This is a genomic window from Paenibacillus sp. UNC451MF (genome assembly GCF_000686845.1).
GTDB lineage: Bacteria > Bacillota > Bacilli > Paenibacillales > NBRC-103111 > Paenibacillus_S.
The window spans coordinates 200,704-223,415 of record NZ_KK366025.1 but is presented as its reverse complement, the minus strand read 5'-3'; the positions used below and the strand labels follow the sequence as shown (position 1 = coordinate 223,415).

The following is a 22,712-nucleotide window of genomic DNA, read 5'->3' as shown; positions in this document are numbered from 1 at the left end:
CGTTATGATTATTCAAAAATAATCAAATTGTATAATAACAATACGGCAAATATAATGAAATTGCAATCAATTGAAAGCGATAACATTATAAACCATGAGGAGAATGATCGATGGCTAATGACTTGGCACCGTTAGAGAGGAATGGCAAGGAGCCGCCTCTTGAAAAGAAAAGCAGACTCGAAGAGGGGATGAAAAGGTGGGGAGTCCCCCTTGCTGTTATTGTTGCCCTAGTATTATTCTTCATGCCAACCCCCGCAGGGTTAAGCGTAGAAGCACAAAAATCCATTGCTATATTTACAGGGTCCCTCATTCTCTGGATTACCACACCTATACCCATATATTTAACATCTATGATTGCCATTCTGCTGCTTCCTTTAGTTGGAGCGGTTAAAGATCAGGATGTAGCGTTCGGCACTTTAGGCTTCGACGTGATTTGGTTAATGATTGCAGCATTTATTCTCACTTCGGCTATGATGAAGTCTAATTTGGGAAGAAGATTCGCCTTGTGGATGGTCACATCCTTCGGGAAAACACCGAAAAAGACGCTGCTCGTGCTTATCATTATTAATTTTGTCCTTGCCTTTTTCGTACCATCGACAACTGCCAGAGCTACATTAATGGTACCTATATGCTTGATTTTACTGGAAGTGTATAAAGCCGTACCCGGTAAAAGCAATCTAGGGAAAGTAATGATGCTTCAAGGTGTTCAAGCCGATGCGGTTGCTACTTCAGGCATTACGACCGCTACCTCGGGAAATATCATTGCCGTTGGATTTATCAATGAACAAGCGGGAGGAAGTATCGGCTACATCGATTGGTTGTTGGCTTCTATGCCTACGGCGATCATTACGATGCTTCTGACATTTTTCATAGGTCTAAAGCTTTTTTCTATAAAGGGTGAGGCCAATTTTCAGAATGCGATGGACACGCTGAAGGATGAATTGAAGAAGCTAGGATCGTTCTCTTTAAATGAAAAGAAGGCGTTAATCATCTTTGTTGGTACCGTTATCCTGTGGGCCACTGGGGATTATCAGAAGGGCTGGTTCGGTTTTGCAATCAGTACTGAACAGACAGCGGTTCTTGCAGCGCTCTTTTGTTTGCTGCCGAGGATAGGAGTGCTGACCTGGAAGGAAGCAAACATCAAGTGGGAACTCATGATATTCGCTGCAGGCGCGTACGCCGTTGGCAATGCATTGGATAAGTCGAAGGGCGCGGAATGGATTATTAAAAATGTCGTGAGCTTCCTCGGACTGGAGCATATGAATCATGCCTTGGTTTATGTGGTAGTTGTGTTCCTGAGCACGTACAGCCATCTCATCTTCACGAGCAAAACCGTGCGTGTCACGATTTTAATCCCGGCGTTCATTGCATTGGCCAAGTCATTAGGCATGGACCCAGTTCCTCTGGCATTAGCTGCTGCTATGACGATGACTTACACTATAACGCTTCCGCCGCATTCGAAGGTCAATACGATTTATTTTGGAACCGGATATTTTTCCGTGTTGGATCAAGTGAAGTATGCAATTGTGACTTGTTTTATTGGCGCAAGCGTGATCAGTTTATCCATTTTTACCTGGTTTAAGCTGCTGGGATTATAAACATATTCGGAGGAAACCATGCTGAAAAGAAAAGTTATATTGGCCATTGCAGACGGATTAGGGGATCGTCCTCATCCTTTACAAGATCATAAAACACCTTTGGAGTATGCCCAAACACCCAATTTGGATTGGTTGGCAGCAAGAGGAACTACGGGAATAATGGATTTAATAGCTCCAGGAATTCCAGTAGGCACCGATATGGGACATCTCATTTTATTTGGATACCAGCCGGAGCATTATCCGGGGCGCGGGCCAATTGAAGCATTAGGAATTGGAATGAGCATTAAGCCAGGCGACGTTGTGTTTCGGTGTAATTGGGCTATGGTGGATGAGAACGGTATCGTCATCGACCGCCGGGCTGGACGGATAAGAGAGGGGGCAGATCAATTAGCTGCTGCTGTAAGCGGCATAGAAATCGATGGGATTGTTTTTTATGTAAAAGCGGCTACAGAGCATCGAGCGGTTCTGATTATGCGGGGAGAAGGGCTAAGCGATAAGGTCAGCGATTCTGACCCCAAGGCTCCTAATGATGGAATGCCATATCATGAGGTACAACCGCTGGATCAATCGGAAGAGGCTGAGAGAACGGCTGCTGTATTAAATCGATTCCTTCGAATGGCTCATGACATTTTATCCGTTCATCCGGTCAATGCAGAGCGCGCTGTACAGGGGAAGAGGCCTGCGAACTTTCTGCTGACCCGTGGAGCTGGACGTATGACGGAGATCGACCCTATCACTAATAAGCTTCAGATTCAAGGGAGCTGTATTGCCGGGGAAAGCACGGTTCTAGGTGTGGCTCAATTAGCAGGCTTCCGTACGATGACGGATAGCAGCATGACGGGGAATATCGATACGAATATACAATTAAAAGCTAAATGGGCAATCGAGGAAATAGCTAACCAAGATATGGTCTATGTGCATATGAAAGCACCTGATGTGAAGGGACATGACAACTTGCCATTTGAGAAAGCAAAAGCTATCGAGCTATTTGATCGGATGGTTGGGGTGATTTTGCAAAGGCTGCCTGAGGATACGTATCTGGCACTGGCTGCCGATCATTCCACACCTTGCGAAATAGGGGAACACACGGGTGACCCGGTACCTATCCTTATTTATGGACCAAGTATCCGTAAAGATCGGGTTATGGAATACAATGAAATGGAATGTGCTTACGGGGGATTGGGGCGTTTAACCGGAACGGATTTTGTTCGAACGCTGCATGGTCTGATGGGAATTGTGAAGAAGCAAGGGAATTGAACAGACGCTTGATAACCCTCGGTTTTTACACTTTTGAAAATTAATGAAATGATAGAAGGCTGCCAAATGGCAGTCTTTTTGCTGTTTTCATGGTTTACAAACTCTTCAAGAAAAACGCTAATCGATTTTACATTATAAATTTATACGCTATTTTTGTTATCCCCTGTGATGATTATCACATTGCAGTCGCACGAAAGAGAGTATGATGAAGATATTGTTAATTGAGGTCAATACTGGAATGAGGGGACATCGAATTGGGTATGAAAAAGGACACAGAAACGATCTATCAATCCGTATTAAGACGCAACTTCACCCGACGTGAATTTGTTAAAATGTGCGCGGTCCTGACCGCCTCGATGGGCTTGGATTACTCCCAAAACAATACCGTTGTTAAGGCAATGGAAGTCAGCAAGAGAGTACCAGTCATCTGGCTGCAATTACAAGATTGCACGGGCTGCTCCGAATCCTTCATCCGGTCTTCCCATCCCAAGATTGAAAGCGTTCTATTCGATATGATTTCCCTTGAGTACACCGAAGCGTTGTCAGCCGCATCCGGTCATCAGATCGAGGAAGCCAGGAAGCATGTCATCGAGAATTATCCAGGCGAATACGTTCTTGCCGTTGAAGGCAGCATACCGATTCATGACGAGTATTTAATGATTGGAGGCGTCTCGGCAAAGCAGACACTGCTGGAAAGTGCGAAGCACGCAAAAGCTATTCTTGCCTATGGCAGCTGTTCGTCTTGGGGAGGGATTCCCGCAGCTTATCCCAATCCGACAGGCGCCAAGCCAATAACGGACTTGATCAAAGATAAGCCGATCGTTCGCGTTCCGGGCTGTCCACCGATTGCCGAAGTCATGACGGGTGTTATCGCGCACTTGATTACTTTTGGTACGATTCCCGAGTTGGACCACCATGGACGACCCAAAGCTTTTTATCGACATCGTGTTCATGATAAATGCAACCGCCGAGCCTATTTCGATGCGGGTCTTTTTGCTGAGTCATTCGACGACGAAGGGGCGAAGCAGGGCTACTGTCTGTACAAGATGGGCTGCAAAGGGCCAACCACGTACAATTCCTGTGCCGAAATGCGGTGGAACGGCGGTGTCAGCTATCCGATTCAATCAGGGAATCCGTGTATCGGCTGCTCAGAAAGTAATTTTTGGGACAACGGCCCGTTCTATACGCGGATGGCCGAAATCCCCGCCACGCAAACGACGATAAATCCAGAGATGGTCGGCGCGGGTATTGTCGGTGCCGCAGCTGTTGGGATAGCCGTGCATGCAGGCGTGACAGCTTTTCAAAAGCATAAAGACAGCAGCAAGGAAGGAGACGAATAAATGGCCGAACGTATTGTAGTGGATCCGGTAACAAGAATTGAAGGACATTTGCGGATTGAAGCGGATATGGAGAACGGGATCATCAAAGACGCATTCAGCTCGGGAACTGCCATCCGTGGCTTAGAGCTTATCGTGCAGAATAGGGACCCCCGTGATGTATGGGCGTATGTGCAGCGAATATGCGGTGTATGCACTTCAACGCATGCGCTGGCGGCTATTCGTTCTGTCGAAGATGCACTCGGTATCAAAGTGCCGAGAAATGCTCATCTGATCCGCGATTTGATGAATGCTGCCGTTATGCTGCACGACCATGTCGTCCACTTTTATCATCTTCACGCGTTCGACTGGGTCGATGTATTGAATGCGTTGAAAGCCGATCCGGCACAAGCAAGTGCCATTGCACAATCCATTTCGGATTGGCCCAAGTCTTCACCGGGGTATTTTAAGGACATCCAGCAAAAAGTCCAAAAGATCGTGGATAGTGGTCAATTGGGTATTTTCGCTAACGGGTATTGGGGGCATAAAGCGTATAAGCTGCCTCCCGAAGTGAACCTGATTGCTGTCGCACATTACTTGGAGGCGCTGGATTGGCAGAAGGAAATCGTGAAGGTGCAAACGATATTTGGAGGCAAAAACCCGCATCCTCACTATGTAGTCGGAGGTATGGCGACACCTCTGGACATTAACAGCGACAACGGGATTCATGCTGAACGATTGTCTCATGTGTCCCAACTGATTGATGAGGCGCTTGTGTTTGTGAATCAAGTGTATATCCCCGATGTGCTCGCTATTGCTTCTTATTATAAGGATTGGACCTACGGGGGTGGCTTGAACAACTATTTGAGCTACGGTGATTTCTCTACAGGAGATATTTCTGATGTAAACCTGTACCGCATGCCGAGAGGTGTCATTCTAAATGGCGACCTGAAAACCGTACTCGATGTCAATCCGAAGGACCCGGATCAAGTAAAAGAGTTTATCGATCACTCCTGGTATACATATGATGGACAGGCTTCCGGCGGTAAGCACCCGTGGGAAGGAGAGACAAATCTGAGCTACACCGGCCCCAAAGGCTCCTACGAGACTCTGAATACTAACGACAAATACAGCTGGATCAAATCCCCCAGGTGGAAGGAGCAGCCGATGGAGACAGGGCCTCTAGCGAGGATGATCATCGGTTATGCGGCGAAGAAAGAAGAGTACATCACTTCCGTCGATAGCGCGCTGCGCAAGCTGGAATTGCCGTTCTCTGCTCTGCAGTCTGCGCTGGGTCGCACTTTGGCACGAGCTTTAGAAGCCGGTCTGGTGTGCAAATGGATGCGGGACGATATGAATTCACTGCTCCAGAATATCCGCCAAGGCAACCAGGTTACATTTGATAAAACGAAATGGGAACCATCAAGCTGGCCATCCCAGGCCAAAGGTGTCGGTTGGATCGAGGCACCTCGCGGTGCGTTGGGGCATTGGATTCGTATTGAGAATGGGAAAACAAAAAACTACCAGGCCGTCGTGCCTACAACGTGGAATGCTTCGCCCCGTGATCATAAGAATCAGATCGGTGCTTATGAAGCCGCCCTGAAGGGAACACCCGTAGCGGATATCTCGAATCCGCTGGAAATTTTGCGAATTGTGCATTCGTTCGATCCATGCCTTGCATGCGCGGTTCATTTGACAGACATGCATAATAAGCAAATGACAGAAATTCGGATTGGTTAGGAGCTGGGACTATGTCGATCCCCGTTGAAAAGATGAAGCATGAGCATCCCACTTCTCGAATTAAAGCTAAGGCTAGACGTTCCGTCCGAATTCAAGACGACCGCAAAGCGTATGTCAAAGTATACGTATGGGAGCTGCCCGTACGCATATTCCATTGGATTAATGCAGCAGCCATTTTGCTGATGATCATAACGGGTATTTACATCGGTAATCCATTTCTCGGATCACTAGTCCAGGAGGAAGCCTATTATTCCTTCGTCATGGGCTGGGCGCGATATGTTCATTTCTTGGCGGCATTTGTGTTCACGGCCAATCTGCTGGTGCGATGGTACTGGGTGTTCAAGGGCAATAAATACGCGACTTCCAACCCTTTGCAAAAAGCCTTCTGGATGGAAACGTGGGAAACAGCCAAATTTTATCTCTTTCTGCCTAATAAAAAACCGCACTACACAGGACACAATCCGCTAGCTCAACTAAGCTATTGGATTTTCATTGGAGCCGGGTCCATTGTAGCGATGCTAACGGGGTATTATTTGCTGTTTGAACCCCAACCCGAATCGCTGTTTGGACGTATGTTTGCATGGATTCCACTGATATTCGGCAGCAGCTTTACGATCCGTTCTTGGCATCACTTGGTCGCATGGGCTTTTATTACTTTTATTGTCATTCATATTTATATGGCGTTTCGCGAAGATTGGATGGAGCGGAATGGGACTATGAGCTCTATTTTTACTGGGTATAAATCTGAGAAAAAGAAGACGGTCGAAGCTCATGACAAACATTCCGAATAAAACGATTTCCCCATCTGTCACCATATTGGGCATTGGCAACACGCTTTACAGTGATGAAGGTGTCGGCATTCACATACTGCCACTTCTTCGTGAACGGCTACAGACCTATCATCATGTGGAAATTATTGAAGGAGCTACGGATGGTATTCGACTGCTCGGACCGGTGGAAGAAACCGAACATTTGATCATTGTTGATGCCATGAACGGAGGCGAGATCCCGGGTACCGTCTATAAAGTGGTTAATGAGGAGATTCCCGCCTATTTCGGGGTTAAGATGTCTGTTCATCAAGTCGGCTTCCAAGAAGTGCTATTCGCAGCGCGAATCCGTGAGAGACTTCCTGCTCACATGATAATGTTTGGCGTTCAGCCGGCTTCTTTGGAGTTTGGCATTGGGCTGTCCGCGACGGTCACGTCTGTTCTAGTTGAATTGGTGGATCGAATAGAAGCCCAATTGCGGGAATGGACGGCACAAGATGAATAGACGGGATTTTTTCAAAGAAATCAAAGAGTCGTTAACTGTGACACTCAAAGAAATTATGACGCCGTTTATTGAACGTGATGTGGAAAAGCTGAATCTTGTAGCAGAAACGTTCAGCGGCATCCGTTTCTATCCTGTCTCTTTTCCAAATGAGGATGCTCCATTTGAGGAGGTTCTTATTCGATCTGAGCCAATTATCGTTACTCGAAGCCATAACGTGTATCTTGCTTTAAGCAAAAAGTGCCCGGAATGCGGTCAGCTTCTGCATTATTTGGCATACAAGGGCAGCTTCAAATGCTTTGTATGTGAAGATCGTGAATTCACACTGACCTTGCCCCAATCTTTCGTTTCGTTTCGGACGAAAGTCGATAGAGGGCGTTTATATGTCGGCATTCCAGAGAAAGAGGAGTCTCATGCATGAACTGGCACTGATGGGGGATATAGTGATTCTAGTAGAAAAGGATGCAAAGCAGCGAGGCATTGCGTCGCTAACCCGTATTACGCTGGTGGTCGGTGTGCTAAGCAATGCCATGCCTGATGCGCTGCTGATGGCCTTTGACATGTTCAAAGCACAGCGAAATACGATGCTGACTGAGGATGCCACGTTAAAGATAATAACCGAGGAAGCGGATGCATTTTGTCCACATTGCCAAACGAATTATGAACCGACTCAACGCATCGCGATATGCCCTGATTGTTCACTGCCAGGAGGGCAGCTGATAAAAGGTCAGACATTTCAAGTGGAATCATACGAAGGGAGCTAGGATGATGCAAATTATATTGAACGAAGATGTGCTAAAAGATAACAACACGGCAGCAGCTCATAATCGCGATCAGTTTCTTCTTAACGGTACGCTTGTTATCAACCTTATGAGTTCGCCTGGAGCTGGTAAAACGACGCTACTGGAAGCAACGGTGAAGGCCTTGGCGGACCGATACCGGATCGGGGTCATTGAAGGTGATTTGGCAACGGAGCTTGATGCCGATCGCATTCGGGCAGTCGGAGCACAAGCCGTACAAATCAATACACACGGCGGCTGCCATCTTGATGCGCGCATGGTTGCGAAAACGCTGCCCGAATTTCATTTGGACGAGCTGGATCTGTTATTCATTGAAAATGTAGGAAATCTGGTCTGTCCTTCCGGCTATGACTTGGGTCAGCATCATAAAGTGGCGGTGCTCAGCCTACCGGAGGGCAATGATAAAATCCCGAAATATCCAACGATGTTTATGAGAACGGAGCTAGTGCTGCTGAACAAAATAGATCTGCTGCCTTATTTGGATTTTAGCATCGAGGAGGCGGTGAGGGATTTGAAAGCGATCCAGCCGAATTCTGCGCTGCTGCCGTTATCGGCTAGAACGAGCGAGGGAATGGAGTCGTGGTTCGGATGGATCGACAATGCCTACCAGGCCATGAAGAAGCGGTACTAATCATCGTAAAAGGTAGGGTTCAAGGGGTCGGGTTTAGACCTTTTTTATATCATTTGGCGGAAGAACGCGGTATTAAAGGTACGGTTCGGAACAGTCGGGAAGGCCTTCAAATTATCGCTGAGGGCTCTAGTGCAGAGCTGGATCATTTCATCAGAAACATTCAGCACCTTTCACCTGTGTTGGCTAAAGTGGAAGAGCTTAGGGTAACGAAGATATCCGCCATTGGGTATGCATCTTTCTCGATTATTGAATCGGATTCAACTGGCCCAAGCTCATTGTCTATAGCTCCAGATATCGCAGTATGCGAGGAGTGTCTGAAAGAATGGAGAGACCCGAGGAGCCGCTTCTATCGATATCCTTTCATAAACTGTACGCAATGCGGTCCAAGATACAGCATTATACGCAAACTGCCATATGACAGGGCAGCAACCTCCATGAGTTCATTCTCTATGTGTGAGGATTGTCGTAACGATTACAGCGATATCCGGAACAGACGATTTCACGCCCAGCCGATCGCTTGTAGAAAGTGCGGACCGAAGCTCAACCTCCTGGATAGGAGCGGGAAGACAGTGGCTTGTATGGAGGAAGCGGTACTGCTTGCCAAAAGACTGCTGAAGAAAGGTTGCATCTTAGCCGTCAAAGGCGTAGGCGGGTACCATCTGGCTTGCGACGCGCTAAGCAGCGAGGCTGTTCGTCATATTCGTCTACGGAAGAAAAGGCCGCGCCGTCCGCTGGCAGTCATGGCAAGCTCGGTTGATATATGCGAAACGATCAGCGTTCTATCGACCGCTGAGAAGAAATTATTGACCTCCCCCCAGCGGCCCATCGTTGTCGCGCAGCTAAAACATCAAGCACTGCTGCCCGCGGAAATCGCACCGAATATGAAGACCATTGGCTTAATGCTGCCCTATACACCATTGCATTATTTGCTGCTGGAAGATGACGATTTGCCTTGCTTGGTTATGACTAGTGCTAATTCATCCGGTGATCCTATAGTGTATAGGGACGAGGAAGCATTGTGCCTACTGAAGCAGTCTGCTGATTATATACTGACGCATGACAGGAAAATTGTGAATCCGATTGAGGACACTGTCGTTCAGTGGAAAGAAGGGGCGATTGATTTCCTTCGTCGCGGACGAGGATATGTTCCCGATCCCATCGATACGAACTATCCAATGAACAGTATCGTCGCACTCGGCGGCCAGCAAAAGAGTGTGGTGGCGATTGGACGAGGAAGACAAGTGTTCCTTGGCCCCCCTAATGGTGATCTAGGAAACCTCGAGATGGAGCTGCACGGACAAGAGCAATATCAGCAATTCTCACAGCTGTTGGGTGTTTCATCCCATACAGCTGCCGTCGATTTGCATCCTGGTTATACGACATTGTCATTGGTATCTGACTCCGGGGTAGCTATCAAATACGTCCAGCATCATCATGCTCATCATGTTTCTTGCATGGTCGAGCATGGTATAACTGAGAGGTGCTATGGATTAATCCTAGATGGAACCGGCTTTGGTATGGACGGCTGCATTTGGGGCTTTGAGCTGCTGTACGGGAATGCGGCTGCATATGACCGGCTCGGTCATTTGCGTTATACGCCGTTACCTGGAGGAGATGCTAGTGTGAAGCAGCCGTGGCGAACCGCTGCAGCGATGGTAATGACGCTTCTGCAGCAAAGCGGTGAGCGATGGCTGCGCAATCGGTATCCGAATAAGGAATATGAAATCGGACTAATTCGGACACTGATGGAGAAACAAGTGAATGCCCCTATGGCTGGAACTTGCGGGAGATTGTTCGACGCTGTCAGTTCCCTGCTTGGATTATGCGATGAATCGACTTATGAAGGGGAAGCTGCGATCGTATTGTCGGAGCTGGCCTCATTTCACGATGGTGAACCGGTTTCCACATATCCATACGCTATTGTTACCAATGGAGACCTATTGGAAATTGACTTCTCTTTGATGTTCCGAAGAATGCTTCAGCATATCGATCAAGGCGTATCCCACGAACACATCGCGCTGAAGTTCCACGAAACTGTCGCTGAGGCAGCGGTGAACTTATTGCTTCAAGCGCACGAGGAGAACACTGAACGACGCAAGGAAGTCGTACTGTCAGGGGGGAGCTTCCACAATAGGCTGCTTTCTAAGCGTATTGGCTACAAACTTGCAGAAGCGGGTTTTACTGTGTATGTACATAAACAAATTCCTTGCGATGATGGCGGTATCGCTCTGGGACAGCTCGCTATCGTGTCACAGAAGGCCTCGTGGGATCGAATAAAGGAGTGAAAAAGCATGTGTGTAGGCGTGCCTGCCCAAGTGATTGAGATTGATCGGTTTGCTGCCGTTGTAGATGTCATAGGCTCATATATGAGCATAGGTATTATTTTCGTACCGGGAGTTCAAGTCGGGCAATATGTCATCGTCCATGCGGGACAAGCGATGTCCATTATCGATGAAGATTTCGCCCGTGAGAGCATTGAAGAATGGAGGCGGCTGATCATTGAAAGAGATGTTAGAGGAGCTTCATAGCCCTGAATTAAGCCAAGCCTTGTTGAGAGAAGTATTCACACTTGCAGATGCGTTCACAACCCGTTACAACCGTAAGCCGGTATTTATGGAGGTATGCGGTTCCCATACAATGGCACTGGCTCGAACTGGCTTGAAAACAAGATTAAAAGATCACGTTACGCTTGTTTCCGGTCCTGGCTGTCCGGTTTGTGTAACGGATCAAAAGTCTATAGACAGCATGATCGCCCTAGCAGAAGGGGAGAATAGAATCATTTGCACCTTCGGCGACATGATGAGGGTACCAGGCAGCCGGAAGACTCTAATGGACGCGAAGACGGAAGGCAAGGACATCCGGGTCGTCTATTCGCCAACGGATGCTATTGGGATCGCAGAACGAAATCCGGAGCGCGAAGTCATTTTCTTAGGAATCGGTTTTGAGACAACGATACCGATACTGGCAGTGGTTTTGAAGGAAGCAGATGAAAGGAAGCTGTCCAATTTTTCCATGTGGGTAACCACCAAGCTGATTGAGCCGATTATGCGTCATTTGCTGGATAGCGATGAAGTGAAGCTGGACGGCTTTTTACTGCCTGGGCACGTCTCTATGGTATTAGGAGCCGAGCAATTTCAATATTTGCCCCGTGAGTACGGTATTGCCGGTGTAATCAGCGGCTTTGAACCGGTGCAGCTCGTTGGAGGCATTTATCGTTTGCTTGAACTAGCCCTCAATGAGAAAGCCGACATTGTTAACGAGCTTGCCAGCATCGTCAGTGATCAAGGGAATAAGGTCACGCAGCGCTTGATGGAGACCTATTTTACCCCCTGTACGGAGGAATGGAGAGGTATTGGAAGCATTCCCGATAGCGGTCTTGCCATTAGGAAACAATATCGACATCTCGACGCAAAGCTCAAGTTCGATGTTCCGAACATCGAAGTGCGCGCAACCAAATGCCGATGCGGCGAAGTGATCCGGGGGTTGATATCGCCTCCACAGTGCCGTCTATTCGGAGCGGCGTGCACGCCACTGCAGCCCGTCGGACCCTGTATGGTATCAACGGAAGGAACCTGCGCCGCTTATTATGCTTACACAAGGGAGGACTAGCACATGAACAGCAAAATTATGCTCGCGCATGGAGACGGTGGGGAGCTGGCTCATCGTTTGATTCAAGATGTATTTTTACCCGCTTTTGGTAACCCATCCTCCCCGTTGATGGATGCTTCAATCCAAAGCCTTCCGAATACTAAGCTTGCATTGACTACGGATAGCTTTGTCGTGAAACCGATCTTTTTCCCAGGAGGGAATATCGGCAAGCTTTCCGTTGCCGGAACCGTGAATGATCTGGTTGTCAGTGGTGCTAAGCCAATGTTCCTAACCTGCGGTTTTATTATCGAGGAAGGCTTTGCTATGCATGATTTGAAACTCATTGTACAATCGATGGCTGAAGAGGCAGCGAAAGCCAACGTAAGCATTGTTGCAGGAGATACGAAGGTCGTTGAAAGAGGAGCCTGCGACGGAATCTATATTAATACAACCGGTATTGGCGCAATGATCGAACATAACCAGCCTCGGCCGACTGACATATCCGAAGGCGATAGTGTAATTGTAACAGGGAACATCGGAGACCATGGCATGGCCATCCTTGCTGCAAGGAATGAGTTAGGCCTACGAGCGGATATCCCATCGGACTGTGCCTCTTTGAATGCAATGCTGGAGGAAGCCTTGTCCTGTGCAACCACGATTCGCATCATGCGAGATCCTACACGTGGCGGCTTGGCAACTTCACTGGTAGAGATTAGCGATAATTTCAATGTTACTATTGAATTGGATGAAGAGCGGATTCCAGTTCGACCGGATGTGCTGGGAGCTTGCGAGCTGCTTGGTTTTGAGCCCATCTATCTTGCGAATGAAGGCAAGACTGTCATTATAGTCGGTCAAGAGGAGGAGAGGCTGCTGCTGGATGTGCTTCGCCGCCATCCGGAAGGAGCGAATGCTGCCGTCATTGGCCGTGTAGCCGGGACTGGCAAAGGACGGCTTCAGCTGAGAACTATCTTTGGCTCGACACGCAGACTGGATAGGCTAGCGGGAACGCTGCTTCCGAGAATTTGCTAGCATGGTTGCGTTAGAAGAGCGTAAGAACGGGGCCTGCCTAGATCGCAGGCTTATTTGTTTTTTCCTCCTAAATCCAATCCTCTAGCAGGAATAAAAACATTTTCAAAAGGATATTGCATTATCTCTAAATCCCATGTAGTATATGGTTAAGCGCTTTCATGGAATATTAAACCAATTAAGTATTAAACCGGTTTAATGAGCGGCACGTAATTTATTTTCCATGACATCCATTGCTTTACTACATAAAAAATGTTTCGTCGGTCTGTATTATGCGTAGCATTAAACCGGTTTAATTTGTATATTCATCTTATTAAAGCGTTTTCAGTCTAAGGGGTCTTCCATGCATTAAACCGGTTTAACGATAAAGGAGGTGAGGAGTACAGGGGTGCATTATTGTTTATGAGGTTTTGCTTGGTAGGATGATGTGCTAGTTATGATCATGGAGGGGATTATCTTGAAACGAAGTTGGTCTCTACTTTGTATGATTTTGATTTTTGCAGTTGGTTTAACAGCCTGCGAAAGTGATCCAAGCGCTAAGACAACCCTAGAGGTAACTCCAACAAAAGCCCCTGCTCCTATTGCACCAGAGAAAATAGAAGCCTTCAAAGAAGCACCTATGCTTAGCAAGCTGGTCGGTTCGGGTACTTTGAAAGCAGTCGCAGAACGCATGCCGGCAAAAGAAGATATTATGGTGGAAAAAGTGTTAGAGGAAACAGGCGTATACGGTGGCGATTGGAAAATGCCGTGGGGAGGACCTAATGACCGTTGGACAGTAGGCCAGCCTACGGAAGAGCCGCTTTTTCGCTTTAATAAGGATGGAAGTACGGTAGAGCCTAACGTAGCCAAAGGCTATGACGTCAATAAAGATTCAACTGAATTTACCATTTATTTAAGAAAAGGCATGAAATGGTCGGACGGTATGCCTTTCACAGCAGACGATGTTTTGTTTTACTGGGAGCATATGCTTACCAAAGAGACGTTTGGTAAAAAAATATATGATGCTTATTATTCCGTCGACCCGGTAACGGGAGATAAGGCACTGGCCAAAGTAACCAAGGTGGACGATTACACGTTCAAGGTCACTCATAAGTATCCGAGCGTGCAGTTTCTGGAGAGGGTTGCTATCGATAACAAGTGGTTCTTTGCACCGGCCCATTTCCAAAAGACAATACTGCCGGAATTTATTGGCAACGATAAGGCACTGGAGGTTGCTAAAAAGTGGGGCTTTGAGGATACCAAATCGTTCCTCGTAGCGACCGGTTATTATTACTGGATCTATCCGCAAATACCGACATTAAGAGCCTGGGTAGCGAAGAACGATCCGAACAGCGATCAATTTATTATGGAACGTAATCCCTACTATTGGAAAGTGGACGCGGCTGGTAACCAGCTGCCTTATATGGACCGCATCGTAGCTTCTAAGGTACAGGATCCGGCTCAGCGAATTCTCGGTTCTTTGGCGGGTGATTTTAATCTTCTGGATTTTGATTTTAAAGACTTCACCGTATTAAAGGAGAATGAGAAGAAAGCAAACTTCCGGGTTATCCCTTGGAATACCCCGTCTTGGTCCAGTGCGGGTATCGAATTGAACCAAACGATTGATGATCCTAATCTGCGCAAGCTATTCCAGAACATTAAGTTCAGAGAAGCGCTGTCTATTGCTGTAGACCGCAAAGAGGTTTCAGAGATTGTAACTAACGGCCTTGGAGCGCCGCAGCAAGCATCGGTTCCAGAAGGACTGGTCGGCTATCAGAAGGGCTGGGCTGAGCAGTGGAGTACGTTTGATCCCAAAAAAGCAAATCAAATGTTGGATGAATTAGGTTTGACAAAACGCGATAAAAATAATTTCCGATTGAATGCAGACGGCTCAGATCTAACTATTACGATCATTGAACCGAATACGAGCACGGCATCCTTCCTGGAGCTAGTTAAAAAATATTACGAATCCGTTGGGATTAAAGTAGATATCAAAGTGGTGGATCAAGGCACACATCAAGAGTTAAAGTATTCCAATAAAATCCCGGCTACGACCGAAAATATTTCAGTAGTGAACGTTTCCTTCAGACCGGATACGCTCGTGCCTCTTAGAGTATTGACCCCTTGGTACGGCCATTACGGGTTGTATAGCCAATCCAATGGAAAAGAAGGGGTTAAGCCCGAAGGCGATGTAGCCCTGATTCTCGATTACTGGAATAAAGTCAAAGCATCCTCATCGAAAGAAGAGATCAATAAATGGAGCAATGAGATCATTAAGCTCCATCAGAAGAACCAATGGGTTATCGGATATGCTGGACCAACCCCTAAGCTGATTGTGGCTTCAAATAAAATGCATAACGTACCGAAGGATCTGATTTATTGCGATGAATTCCGCAGTATAGGCCATGGGCATCCGTCGCAATTTTTCATCAAGTAGTGGATGAAATCCTTATGATAATAGCGGGGGAAGTTCAGTATTCCCCCGTTGTTACCGTAGCCGGCAGCTTCGAAAAAAGCGGAGAGGATAGGATAGAAGATGCTCCCTTATATTTTAAGAAGGATTGTATTAGTCATCCCGGTCGTAATATTTATTTCGATCATCGTGTTCTATATCATCCAGCTTCCGCCCGGCGACTATGTATCTAATTACGCTTCTAAAATGTCTATTGCAGGCGACGTCATGTCACAGCAAGATATGGATGAAATGCGTGCCAACTTAAAGCTGGATCAACCCTGGTTTGTACAGTATCTGTTATGGATGAAAAATATCATTTTTCACTTTGATTTCGGCTATTCCTTTAACTATAACAAGCCTGTTCTTGCTGTTATCGAGCAATACATGGCATTGACGTTAATCGTTTCGCTTGTAACGATGGCGTTTACCTATTTAGTCGCGATTCCAATCGGAATCTACTGTGCGGTTAAGCAATATTCGGCCGGCGATTATGTATTTTCAGCTCTAGGCTTTCTCGGTATGGCGACCCCTCACTTTTTAATGGCCATAATTTTAATGTACCTCTCCTATGAATATTTCGGCGATCCACTGCTGGGCCTGTTTTCAAGCGAATATGTCAATGCGGCATGGTCCTTAGGCAAGGTGCTCGACCTGTTGAAGCATATGATTATACCTGTTGTTGTTATTGGGTTAGCTAACACAGCGGAGCTGATTCGTGTCATGAGAAGCCAGATGCTCGATGAATTGAACAAACCGAATGTGATCACGGCTCGTTCCAAAGGCTTGTCGGAAACTCGAATTTTACTAAAATATCCGACAAGGGCGGCCATGAATCCAATTATAAGCACCATCGGCTGGTCGCTAACCTCAATTTTTACGGGATCGACGGTTACCGCCATTGTTCTGAATCTACCGATTCAAGGCCCCGTTATGTATAACGCTTTGCTGGCTCAAGACATGTATCTGGCGGGGACATGGTTGTTATTTATGGCAGTGTTAACCGTGGTGGGAACCTTGATTTCGGATATTTTGCTGGCATGGCTTGACCCCAAAATTCGTACCGAGTTCAGGGGGATGTGATTGATGAAAACAATAACGATATTCAGAAAGCCGCCGCTTATCAGCAGGAAGTCTGCCAAAAATGATGATGTTTACTACAGCTCCCAATGGCGGCTAATGTATCAAAGATTGAAAAAGCATAAGCTTGCCCGCGTCAGTCTAATCGTGTTATCGCTGTTTTATTTGGCTGCCATTTTTGCGCAGTTCATAGCCCCTTATGGTTTGCAAAGCTATGACAGCAAATATGTGAATGCTCCTCCAATGAAAATCAAATTTATCGATGCAGACGGTAAGTTTCACTTCAGACCCTTTGTCCATGAATTGAAGTCAGGGAGAGATCCGGTCACTTTCCGCAAAACGTTCGTGCAGGATGATAAAATCAAGTATTCGGTCCGCTTCCTTGTTGAGGGAGAGAGCTATCAATTCTTAGGCTTCATTCCGACCAAGACGCATTTGTTTGGTGTGGATCAACCGGGACGGCTCTTTATCTTCGGTACGGACGGGATGGGCAGAGATTTATTTTCGCGAATAGTGCTGGGAAGTCAAATTTCGCTTAGTATCCCGCTGATCGGGGTAGCAATAAGCTTTGTCTTGGGGTTAATCATTGGGGGCATCTCCGGGTACTTCGGCGGGTGGCTTGATTCGGTTATCCAACGGGTGATTGAAATTATTCGTTCGTTTCCGACGCTTCCCTTATGGATGGCTCTCTCGGCTGCTATACCCCCACGTATTCCGGTAGTCACCATGTATCTTTATATTGTTATCATTTTCGCTTTTATCGGATGGACGGATTTGGCCCGTGTGGCGCGTGGAAAATTTATTTCACTAAAAAATGAAGAATACGTATTGGCCGCCAAAATAGCAGGTGTCAGCGATACGAAAATTATTGTTAAGCATCTTCTACCCGGCTTCATCAGTTACCTGGTTGTAGCGACCACACTGGCCATTCCGGGGATGATCCTTGGTGAGACAGCGATGAGCTTCCTTGGCCTAGGCATTCGTTCACCGGCTACAAGCTGGGGAGTACTGCTTCAGGAAGCCCAGCAAATCGATAACGTGGCTTTGTATCCATGGAAGCTGATTCCTTTAGGTTTTGTTATTATCACGGTCTTAACATTTAATTTTTTGGGTGATGGACTGCGCGATGCAGCAGATCCTTACAAAAGATAAGGAAATATCCAGTATAAAGCGAGGGGATAGGATGACATCTCAAGCTTCCCGCATGGAGGAATCGCTTCTTACGGTTCAGGATTTGAAGATACGAATTCAAATGGATAATGGTGAAATGAAGGCAGTAGACGGAGTAGATTTTGAAATCAAGAAAGGGAAGACTTTAGGACTTGTTGGCGAGTCAGGATGCGGCAAAAGCTTGACCAGTCGGGCGATAATCAGCATTAATCCCAAAGAATGCGAAACATCAGGTCAAATTGTGTATCATTCTGCCTCGGAGAAGTCTACACAGCCTGTCAATTTATTATCATTAAACCCGCGAAGTAAGCAAATTCGTTCGATCCGGGGCCGTAAAATCGCGATGATTTTCCAGGAGCCAATGACCGCCTTTTCACCTATGTATACCATCGGCAATCAGATTATGGAAGCCATCCTGACCCATCGCACGAAGGACAAGAAAGAAGCAAAGCAAATAGCGCTCGAAATGCTGAGCAAGGTCGGGATCTCCGATCAGGAAAAACGGTTCGATCAGTATCCACATGAATTTTCCGGAGGTATGCGCCAGAGGGCGATGATTTCTATGGCCTTGTCCTGTAACCCGGAGCTGCTCATTGCCGATGAGCCGACCACTGCTCTTGACGTAACGATTCAAGCTCAGGTGCTGGAATTGATGAAGAGCTTGCAAAAGGAATTCGGTATGGCCATTCTGCTCGTAACTCATGATCTAGGCATTATTGCGGAAATGTGCGATGAAGTGGCTGTCATGTATTTGGGCAAAATTGTCGAGCAATCGACGGTGGATGAAATTTTCTACAATCCTAAGCATCCGTACACAAAAGGACTGCTTAATTCGATGCCCAAATTAGGCGGAAATAAGCATAAACGGCTGGAATCCATCGAAGGGACCGTTCCTATTGCTATTAACATGCCGCCGATGTGCGGCTTTTACGACCGCTGTAAGGATAGGATTGACGGTGTGTGCAATATGCAAGCTGTACCGAAAACCCAAGTAGGCGACAATCATATGGTGAGATGCTTTCTGTATACGGATAAGGGAGGGGGGAAATAAGCGTGTCCAAGCTGCTACTGGATGTAGTTAATTTGAATAAAGATTTTCAAGTGAAATCCGATAAAACGTTCTTCCGTAAACCTTCCTCTATCCGCGTGCTAAGCAATGTTTCCTTCAAGTTGTATGAAGGCGAAACGTTAAGCATTGTCGGAGAGTCAGGCTGCGGTAAAACAACATTAGGCCGCTGTATTGTAAGAGGAGTGAATGCCAGCTCCGGGCAAGTGCTTTATAACACGGATCGTGGGGAGCAGGTCGACTTTCTAACCTTGAAGGGCAAGGAGTTCAAAAGCTTAAGAAAAGATATTCAAATGATCTTCCAGGATCCATATTCTTCACTAAGCCCAAGAATGAGCGTCTATGACATTATCTCCGAGCCGCTGCTGGCCAACTTTAAGCTGTCCAAGTCCGAAGTGGATGAGAAGGTGACGGAAATTGCCCAAAAGACCGGGTTGAATGTCAGCTATCTAAAAAGGTATCCGCATGCGTTTTCCGGAGGTCAAAGACAGCGCATCGCCATTGCGCGTTCATTAATTTCCCGGCCTCGGCTTATCGTATGCGACGAAGCAGTGTCAGCTCTGGATGTATCGATTAAGGCGCAGATCATCAATCTGCTTAAGGATCTGCAGCAGCAACTGCAAATTACTTATATTTTTATTTCCCATGACTTATCAATTGTCCAAAATATTTCGGATAGGGTAGCGGTGATGCATCTCGGTAAAATTGTAGAGCTGGCAACGGTAGAATCGCTGTTTGAGCATCCAAAGCATCCATATACAGAAGCGCTGCTATCAGCTGTACCCGAGCCCGATCCTCATCTGAAGAAAGATCGGATCATTCTGGAAGGGGAGGTACCTAACCCTGCAAATCCGCCAAGCGGATGCCATTTTCACCCGAGGTGCGCCTACAAAACAGATAAGTGCGTTCAACAGGAGCCTGAGCTGCAGCCTATTCATGACGAGCATTTCGTCGCATGCCACTATGCTAATGAATTGAAATTGAGAGGTGTAACCAATGAGTCATAGCCAAGAGAACGCCTTAGAACCAAAGAAATTAATTATATTTCTAGATTGCGGCGATACGATTATTGATGAAGGAACGGAAATTCGCGATGAGCACGATATTGTGATTCAGGCCGACATCATCCCCGGTGCGGACATCATGGTGAAGACACTTGCCGAAAGAGGCTATACATTAGCCATTGTCGCTGATGGTTATGCCCAATCGTTCAAAAATATTTTGACCCAAAACGGCCTGTATGATTATTTCGAAACGATGGTCTATTCGGAGACTGTTAAAGCATTCAAGCCAAGCCCAAGAATGTTCAAAGCGGCAATTGGGGCATTAGATCTGAGCGAGCAGGATTGCTCCCGGATTATTATGGTAGGCAATAATTTGAGCAGGGATATCAAGGGAGCTAATCAAATGGGAATCACGAGTGTCTTCCTAAGCTGGACTCCCCGATATCCTAAGCAGCATGCTGACGATAGCGAAAAACCGGATTACATCATTAACAAACCGACAGAATTAATTGAATTGGTGGAAAAGCTGAATCAGCAATTAGCATAACGAATTACCGAGAGGATGTAAGGGTTCAAATGGCAAAAATCGACGATGTTGCAAGGCTGGCAAAAGTTTCAAAGGGTACCGTATCAAATGTGTTTAGCCAAAAAAGACGTACAAGTAAAGAAGTGACAGAAAGAGTGCTCAGTGTTTCAAGGCAGCTCAATTATGTTCCGAATCATATTGCGCGAAGCTTGGTCACGAAGAAAACCATGGCTATCGGATTGACGATCCCGCATGGCAATTTCTTTTTTAGCGCTTTTCATAATCAGTTCATTAATGGAGTGATCCTGGAGGCGTCCTATTACGGGTACCGGGTTTTGCTGGATATGATTCCTGCCCAAAAGGTGAGGACACCTTTCTTATCGAGCTATCCGATTGATGGGGCGGTTGTGATGAGCCCTACTACGGAGGACGAACGCATCAATCTGATGCATATGGAAAACATCCCTTTCGTTACCGTAGGTAGAGTAATGAATGAGAACATTGATAGCTCACCTAGCGTGGATAATGATAATCAAACAATAATTTACAATATATGTAAATATCTGATAGATAAAGGGCATCAGAATATGATGTTTTTAAATGCCAACGAGCTTATGACGGTAGCTATCGATAGAAATGAGGGCTTTATTCGAGCTATGGAGGATCATCATATTCAAGTGGAAGAACATATGATTCAACACAAGCCGGCCATCCTCTCAACAGAGTACATGGACTATGGCTATGATGAGACGATTCAAATACTGGGCAAGCTCAACAAAAAGGTGACGGCTATCATTGCCGATGACGACCGAACTGCCTTTAGCGTGATGAACGCTATTAAGGATCTGGATTTGCGGGTACCGGAGGACGTATCGATATTTGTCATCTGCGGAGATTTATCTATGATGGTTCAATCGAATCCATCCTTGACCAGTATGGATCTTCAGCCTTCAGAACTGGGGGCGCAGTCGGTTCGATTATTAATGCACAAGCTGGGAGTGCTTCAGGGTGATTTTCCGGAAAAAATAATCGTTGAAAGCAAAATCGTCGAACGAAATTCATGTACTGAACTTGTACCACCTCATTCTATTTGATGTTTAGGAGGATTGAACCTATGAGCCAGAAAGTTTGGAATGTGGGCATCATCGGACTAGGAAGCATTGGCGACTATCACATGAGTCATCTAGCTAAAATTCCGTATACCCGAGTGGCCGCAGTTTGTGACATTAACGCTCAGGCTGTGGAACAAACGGGAAACCGATTGAATTTGCCTGCGGCAAAAAGATATACCGATTTCAAACAAATTATCGAGGACAATGAGATCGATTTTGTTATAGCAGGAGTATCAAATAAATTCCATGCGGCTATTTTAAAACATGCGATTCATTGCCATAAGCCAATTTTTGCTGAGAAGCCCTTCACAAGAACTATGGAAGAGGCGAATGAGTTAATAAGCTTGTATGAAAGTAATCCGATTCCTTGCATGATTGGTTTCTCCTACCGATACAGACCTTGCTTTCAATATGTAAAGCAGCTGTTGGAGCAAAAGACATTGGGGCGGATACGACATTTGGCTGCTCATTATCTGCAAGAGGAAAACGCACCCATGTTCAACAAAGAGTACACATGGCGGTTTAGCAAAGAGGTGGCAGGGTCTGGTATTTTGGCCGACATTGGCTCTCATATGATCGATTCAGCCCGTTTTTTTGTAGGGGAGTTTACCCAAGTTGCCGGAATGCTGAGCACATTTATAGACACCCGAATCGATTTGCGAACTGGGGAACCGGTGAAAGTAGATGTGGATGACTTTGCCGGATTCCAAGGTGTGTTGGATGACGGAGTGATGGCAACCTTCTATACGCATAAAAATGCGATTGGTGCGGGGAATCAATTTCAAGTTACCTTATTCGGGGATCTGGGTACTGTCAGGGTATCGGTTGAGAACCCGAATGAGGTTCACTTGACGCTAAGAGAAGGGGACGAACGGGAGCTTACCGAAAAAGTCATTTATTTGGATGGCAAGCCAATGAGGCTGATGCTGCAAGACTTTGTAGATTCCTTGACTGATTCCAAATCTTCAATATTTCCATCATTTATGGATGGTTACCGCAATCAGCAGGTGCTGCAGGCTATTCTGGATTCGGCGGAAGACGGTGTTGCGAGACGGTTATCACTGTAAAGGCAGTGTAATATCCATATCAAAGGAGCTG

The 22,712-nt window shown here is 46.5% G+C and carries 21 protein-coding genes; all 21 read left to right on the top strand.

Annotated elements, in window-relative coordinates; translation table 11 throughout:
* The first annotated feature begins 110 nt into the window (after positions 1-110).
* On the top strand, positions 111-1,598 hold the full coding sequence (locus tag BP97_RS0133445) for an SLC13 family permease (RefSeq protein ID WP_036747014.1): 1,488 nt from the start codon (positions 111-113) through the stop codon (positions 1,596-1,598).
* Between the two features lie 18 nt (positions 1,599-1,616).
* Positions 1,617-2,855: a 2,3-bisphosphoglycerate-independent phosphoglycerate mutase gene (apgM, locus tag BP97_RS0133440; protein ID WP_028552968.1), complete on the top strand. Its 1,239-nt coding sequence runs from the start codon at positions 1,617-1,619 to the stop codon at positions 2,853-2,855.
* A gap of 260 nt (positions 2,856-3,115) precedes the next feature.
* A complete protein-coding gene (locus tag BP97_RS0133435) occupies positions 3,116-4,195 on the top strand; it encodes a hydrogenase small subunit (RefSeq protein ID WP_028552967.1) in 1,080 nt (359 codons plus the stop codon).
* On the top strand, positions 4,196-5,911 hold the full coding sequence (locus BP97_RS0133430; protein WP_028552966.1) for a nickel-dependent hydrogenase large subunit: 1,716 nt from the start codon (positions 4,196-4,198) through the stop codon (positions 5,909-5,911).
* A gap of 11 nt (positions 5,912-5,922) precedes the next feature.
* Positions 5,923-6,702, top strand: coding sequence for a Ni/Fe-hydrogenase, b-type cytochrome subunit (cybH, locus tag BP97_RS0133425; protein WP_028552965.1), 780 nt, complete (start codon positions 5,923-5,925; stop codon positions 6,700-6,702).
* Positions 6,683-7,183 carry a HyaD/HybD family hydrogenase maturation endopeptidase gene (locus tag BP97_RS0133420; RefSeq protein WP_051621188.1) on the top strand — a complete coding sequence of 167 codons (501 nt, stop codon included), beginning with the start codon at positions 6,683-6,685 and terminating at the stop codon, positions 7,181-7,183. Before cybH ends, BP97_RS0133420 begins: the two co-directional genes overlap by 20 nt.
* The gene (locus BP97_RS0133415; protein WP_028552963.1) at positions 7,176-7,601 is read left to right on the top strand and encodes a hypothetical protein; all 426 of its coding nucleotides are present in this window, start codon (positions 7,176-7,178) and stop codon (positions 7,599-7,601) included. The genes BP97_RS0133420 and BP97_RS0133415 overlap by 8 nt, the downstream gene beginning before the upstream one ends.
* Positions 7,594-7,944, top strand: a complete 351-nt coding sequence (locus BP97_RS0133410) for a hydrogenase maturation nickel metallochaperone HypA/HybF (RefSeq protein WP_028552962.1) — start codon at positions 7,594-7,596, stop codon at positions 7,942-7,944. The genes BP97_RS0133415 and BP97_RS0133410 overlap by 8 nt, the downstream gene beginning before the upstream one ends.
* Positions 7,945-7,948: 4 nt before the next feature.
* Positions 7,949-8,611, top strand: a complete 663-nt coding sequence (gene hypB / locus BP97_RS0133405) for a hydrogenase nickel incorporation protein HypB (protein WP_028552961.1) — start codon at positions 7,949-7,951, stop codon at positions 8,609-8,611.
* Positions 8,569-10,896 (top strand): carbamoyltransferase HypF, encoded by a 2,328-nt coding sequence (gene hypF / locus BP97_RS0133400; RefSeq protein WP_028552960.1) that lies wholly within the window; start codon positions 8,569-8,571, stop codon positions 10,894-10,896. Before hypB ends, hypF begins: the two co-directional genes overlap by 43 nt.
* A gap of 6 nt (positions 10,897-10,902) precedes the next feature.
* A complete protein-coding gene (locus BP97_RS0133395; protein WP_028552959.1) occupies positions 10,903-11,139 on the top strand; it encodes a HypC/HybG/HupF family hydrogenase formation chaperone in 237 nt (78 codons plus the stop codon).
* The gene (gene hypD / locus BP97_RS0133390) at positions 11,120-12,220 is read left to right on the top strand and encodes a hydrogenase formation protein HypD (RefSeq protein WP_197035586.1); all 1,101 of its coding nucleotides are present in this window, start codon (positions 11,120-11,122) and stop codon (positions 12,218-12,220) included. Before BP97_RS0133395 ends, hypD begins: the two co-directional genes overlap by 20 nt.
* 3 nt (positions 12,221-12,223) lie before the next feature.
* The gene (hypE, locus tag BP97_RS0133385) at positions 12,224-13,228 is read left to right on the top strand and encodes a hydrogenase expression/formation protein HypE (protein ID WP_028552957.1); all 1,005 of its coding nucleotides are present in this window, start codon (positions 12,224-12,226) and stop codon (positions 13,226-13,228) included.
* A gap of 454 nt (positions 13,229-13,682) precedes the next feature.
* Positions 13,683-15,641, top strand: a complete 1,959-nt coding sequence (locus BP97_RS0133380; RefSeq protein ID WP_028552956.1) for an ABC transporter substrate-binding protein — start codon at positions 13,683-13,685, stop codon at positions 15,639-15,641.
* A 99-nt stretch (positions 15,642-15,740) separates the two neighbouring features.
* Positions 15,741-16,739 (top strand): ABC transporter permease, encoded by a 999-nt coding sequence (locus BP97_RS0133375; protein WP_028552955.1) that lies wholly within the window; start codon positions 15,741-15,743, stop codon positions 16,737-16,739.
* Positions 16,740-16,742: 3 nt separating this feature from the next.
* Positions 16,743-17,888 (top strand): ABC transporter permease, encoded by a 1,146-nt coding sequence (locus tag BP97_RS0133370; RefSeq protein WP_051621186.1) that lies wholly within the window; start codon positions 16,743-16,745, stop codon positions 17,886-17,888.
* Positions 17,889-17,919: 31 nt separating this feature from the next.
* A complete protein-coding gene (locus BP97_RS0133365; RefSeq protein WP_028552953.1) occupies positions 17,920-18,957 on the top strand; it encodes an ABC transporter ATP-binding protein in 1,038 nt (345 codons plus the stop codon).
* Positions 18,958-18,959: 2 nt separating this feature from the next.
* A complete protein-coding gene (locus BP97_RS0133360; protein WP_028552952.1) occupies positions 18,960-19,979 on the top strand; it encodes an ABC transporter ATP-binding protein in 1,020 nt (339 codons plus the stop codon).
* A complete protein-coding gene (locus BP97_RS0133355) occupies positions 19,969-20,523 on the top strand; it encodes an HAD family hydrolase (RefSeq protein WP_028552951.1) in 555 nt (184 codons plus the stop codon). The genes BP97_RS0133360 and BP97_RS0133355 overlap by 11 nt, the downstream gene beginning before the upstream one ends.
* Before the next feature lie 29 nt (positions 20,524-20,552).
* Positions 20,553-21,596 (top strand): LacI family DNA-binding transcriptional regulator, encoded by a 1,044-nt coding sequence (locus BP97_RS0133350; RefSeq protein ID WP_028552950.1) that lies wholly within the window; start codon positions 20,553-20,555, stop codon positions 21,594-21,596.
* A gap of 20 nt (positions 21,597-21,616) precedes the next feature.
* Positions 21,617-22,681 (top strand): Gfo/Idh/MocA family protein, encoded by a 1,065-nt coding sequence (locus BP97_RS0133345; RefSeq protein ID WP_036747010.1) that lies wholly within the window; start codon positions 21,617-21,619, stop codon positions 22,679-22,681.
* Positions 22,682-22,712 lie beyond the last annotated feature (31 nt).

Coding starts and splice junctions, on each gene's coding strand:
- BP97_RS0133445 (WP_036747014.1), top strand. CDS start 111: ATGGCTAATGACTTGGCACCGTTAGAGAGGAATGGCAAGGAGCCGCCT.
- apgM (WP_028552968.1), top strand. CDS start 1,617: ATGCTGAAAAGAAAAGTTATATTGGCCATTGCAGACGGATTAGGGGAT.
- BP97_RS0133435 (WP_028552967.1), top strand. CDS start 3,116: ATGAAAAAGGACACAGAAACGATCTATCAATCCGTATTAAGACGCAAC.
- BP97_RS0133430 (WP_028552966.1), top strand. CDS start 4,196: ATGGCCGAACGTATTGTAGTGGATCCGGTAACAAGAATTGAAGGACAT.
- cybH (WP_028552965.1), top strand. CDS start 5,923: ATGTCGATCCCCGTTGAAAAGATGAAGCATGAGCATCCCACTTCTCGA.
- BP97_RS0133420 (WP_051621188.1), top strand. CDS start 6,683: ATGACAAACATTCCGAATAAAACGATTTCCCCATCTGTCACCATATTG.
- BP97_RS0133415 (WP_028552963.1), top strand. CDS start 7,176: ATGAATAGACGGGATTTTTTCAAAGAAATCAAAGAGTCGTTAACTGTG.
- BP97_RS0133410 (WP_028552962.1), top strand. CDS start 7,594: ATGCATGAACTGGCACTGATGGGGGATATAGTGATTCTAGTAGAAAAG.
- hypB (WP_028552961.1), top strand. CDS start 7,949: ATGCAAATTATATTGAACGAAGATGTGCTAAAAGATAACAACACGGCA.
- hypF (WP_028552960.1), top strand. CDS start 8,569: ATGGATCGACAATGCCTACCAGGCCATGAAGAAGCGGTACTAATCATC.
- BP97_RS0133395 (WP_028552959.1), top strand. CDS start 10,903: ATGTGTGTAGGCGTGCCTGCCCAAGTGATTGAGATTGATCGGTTTGCT.
- hypD (WP_197035586.1), top strand. CDS start 11,120: ATGTTAGAGGAGCTTCATAGCCCTGAATTAAGCCAAGCCTTGTTGAGA.
- hypE (WP_028552957.1), top strand. CDS start 12,224: ATGAACAGCAAAATTATGCTCGCGCATGGAGACGGTGGGGAGCTGGCT.
- BP97_RS0133375 (WP_028552955.1), top strand. CDS start 15,741: ATGCTCCCTTATATTTTAAGAAGGATTGTATTAGTCATCCCGGTCGTA.
- BP97_RS0133370 (WP_051621186.1), top strand. CDS start 16,743: ATGAAAACAATAACGATATTCAGAAAGCCGCCGCTTATCAGCAGGAAG.
- BP97_RS0133365 (WP_028552953.1), top strand. CDS start 17,920: ATGACATCTCAAGCTTCCCGCATGGAGGAATCGCTTCTTACGGTTCAG.
- BP97_RS0133355 (WP_028552951.1), top strand. CDS start 19,969: ATGAGTCATAGCCAAGAGAACGCCTTAGAACCAAAGAAATTAATTATA.
- BP97_RS0133350 (WP_028552950.1), top strand. CDS start 20,553: ATGGCAAAAATCGACGATGTTGCAAGGCTGGCAAAAGTTTCAAAGGGT.
- BP97_RS0133345 (WP_036747010.1), top strand. CDS start 21,617: ATGAGCCAGAAAGTTTGGAATGTGGGCATCATCGGACTAGGAAGCATT.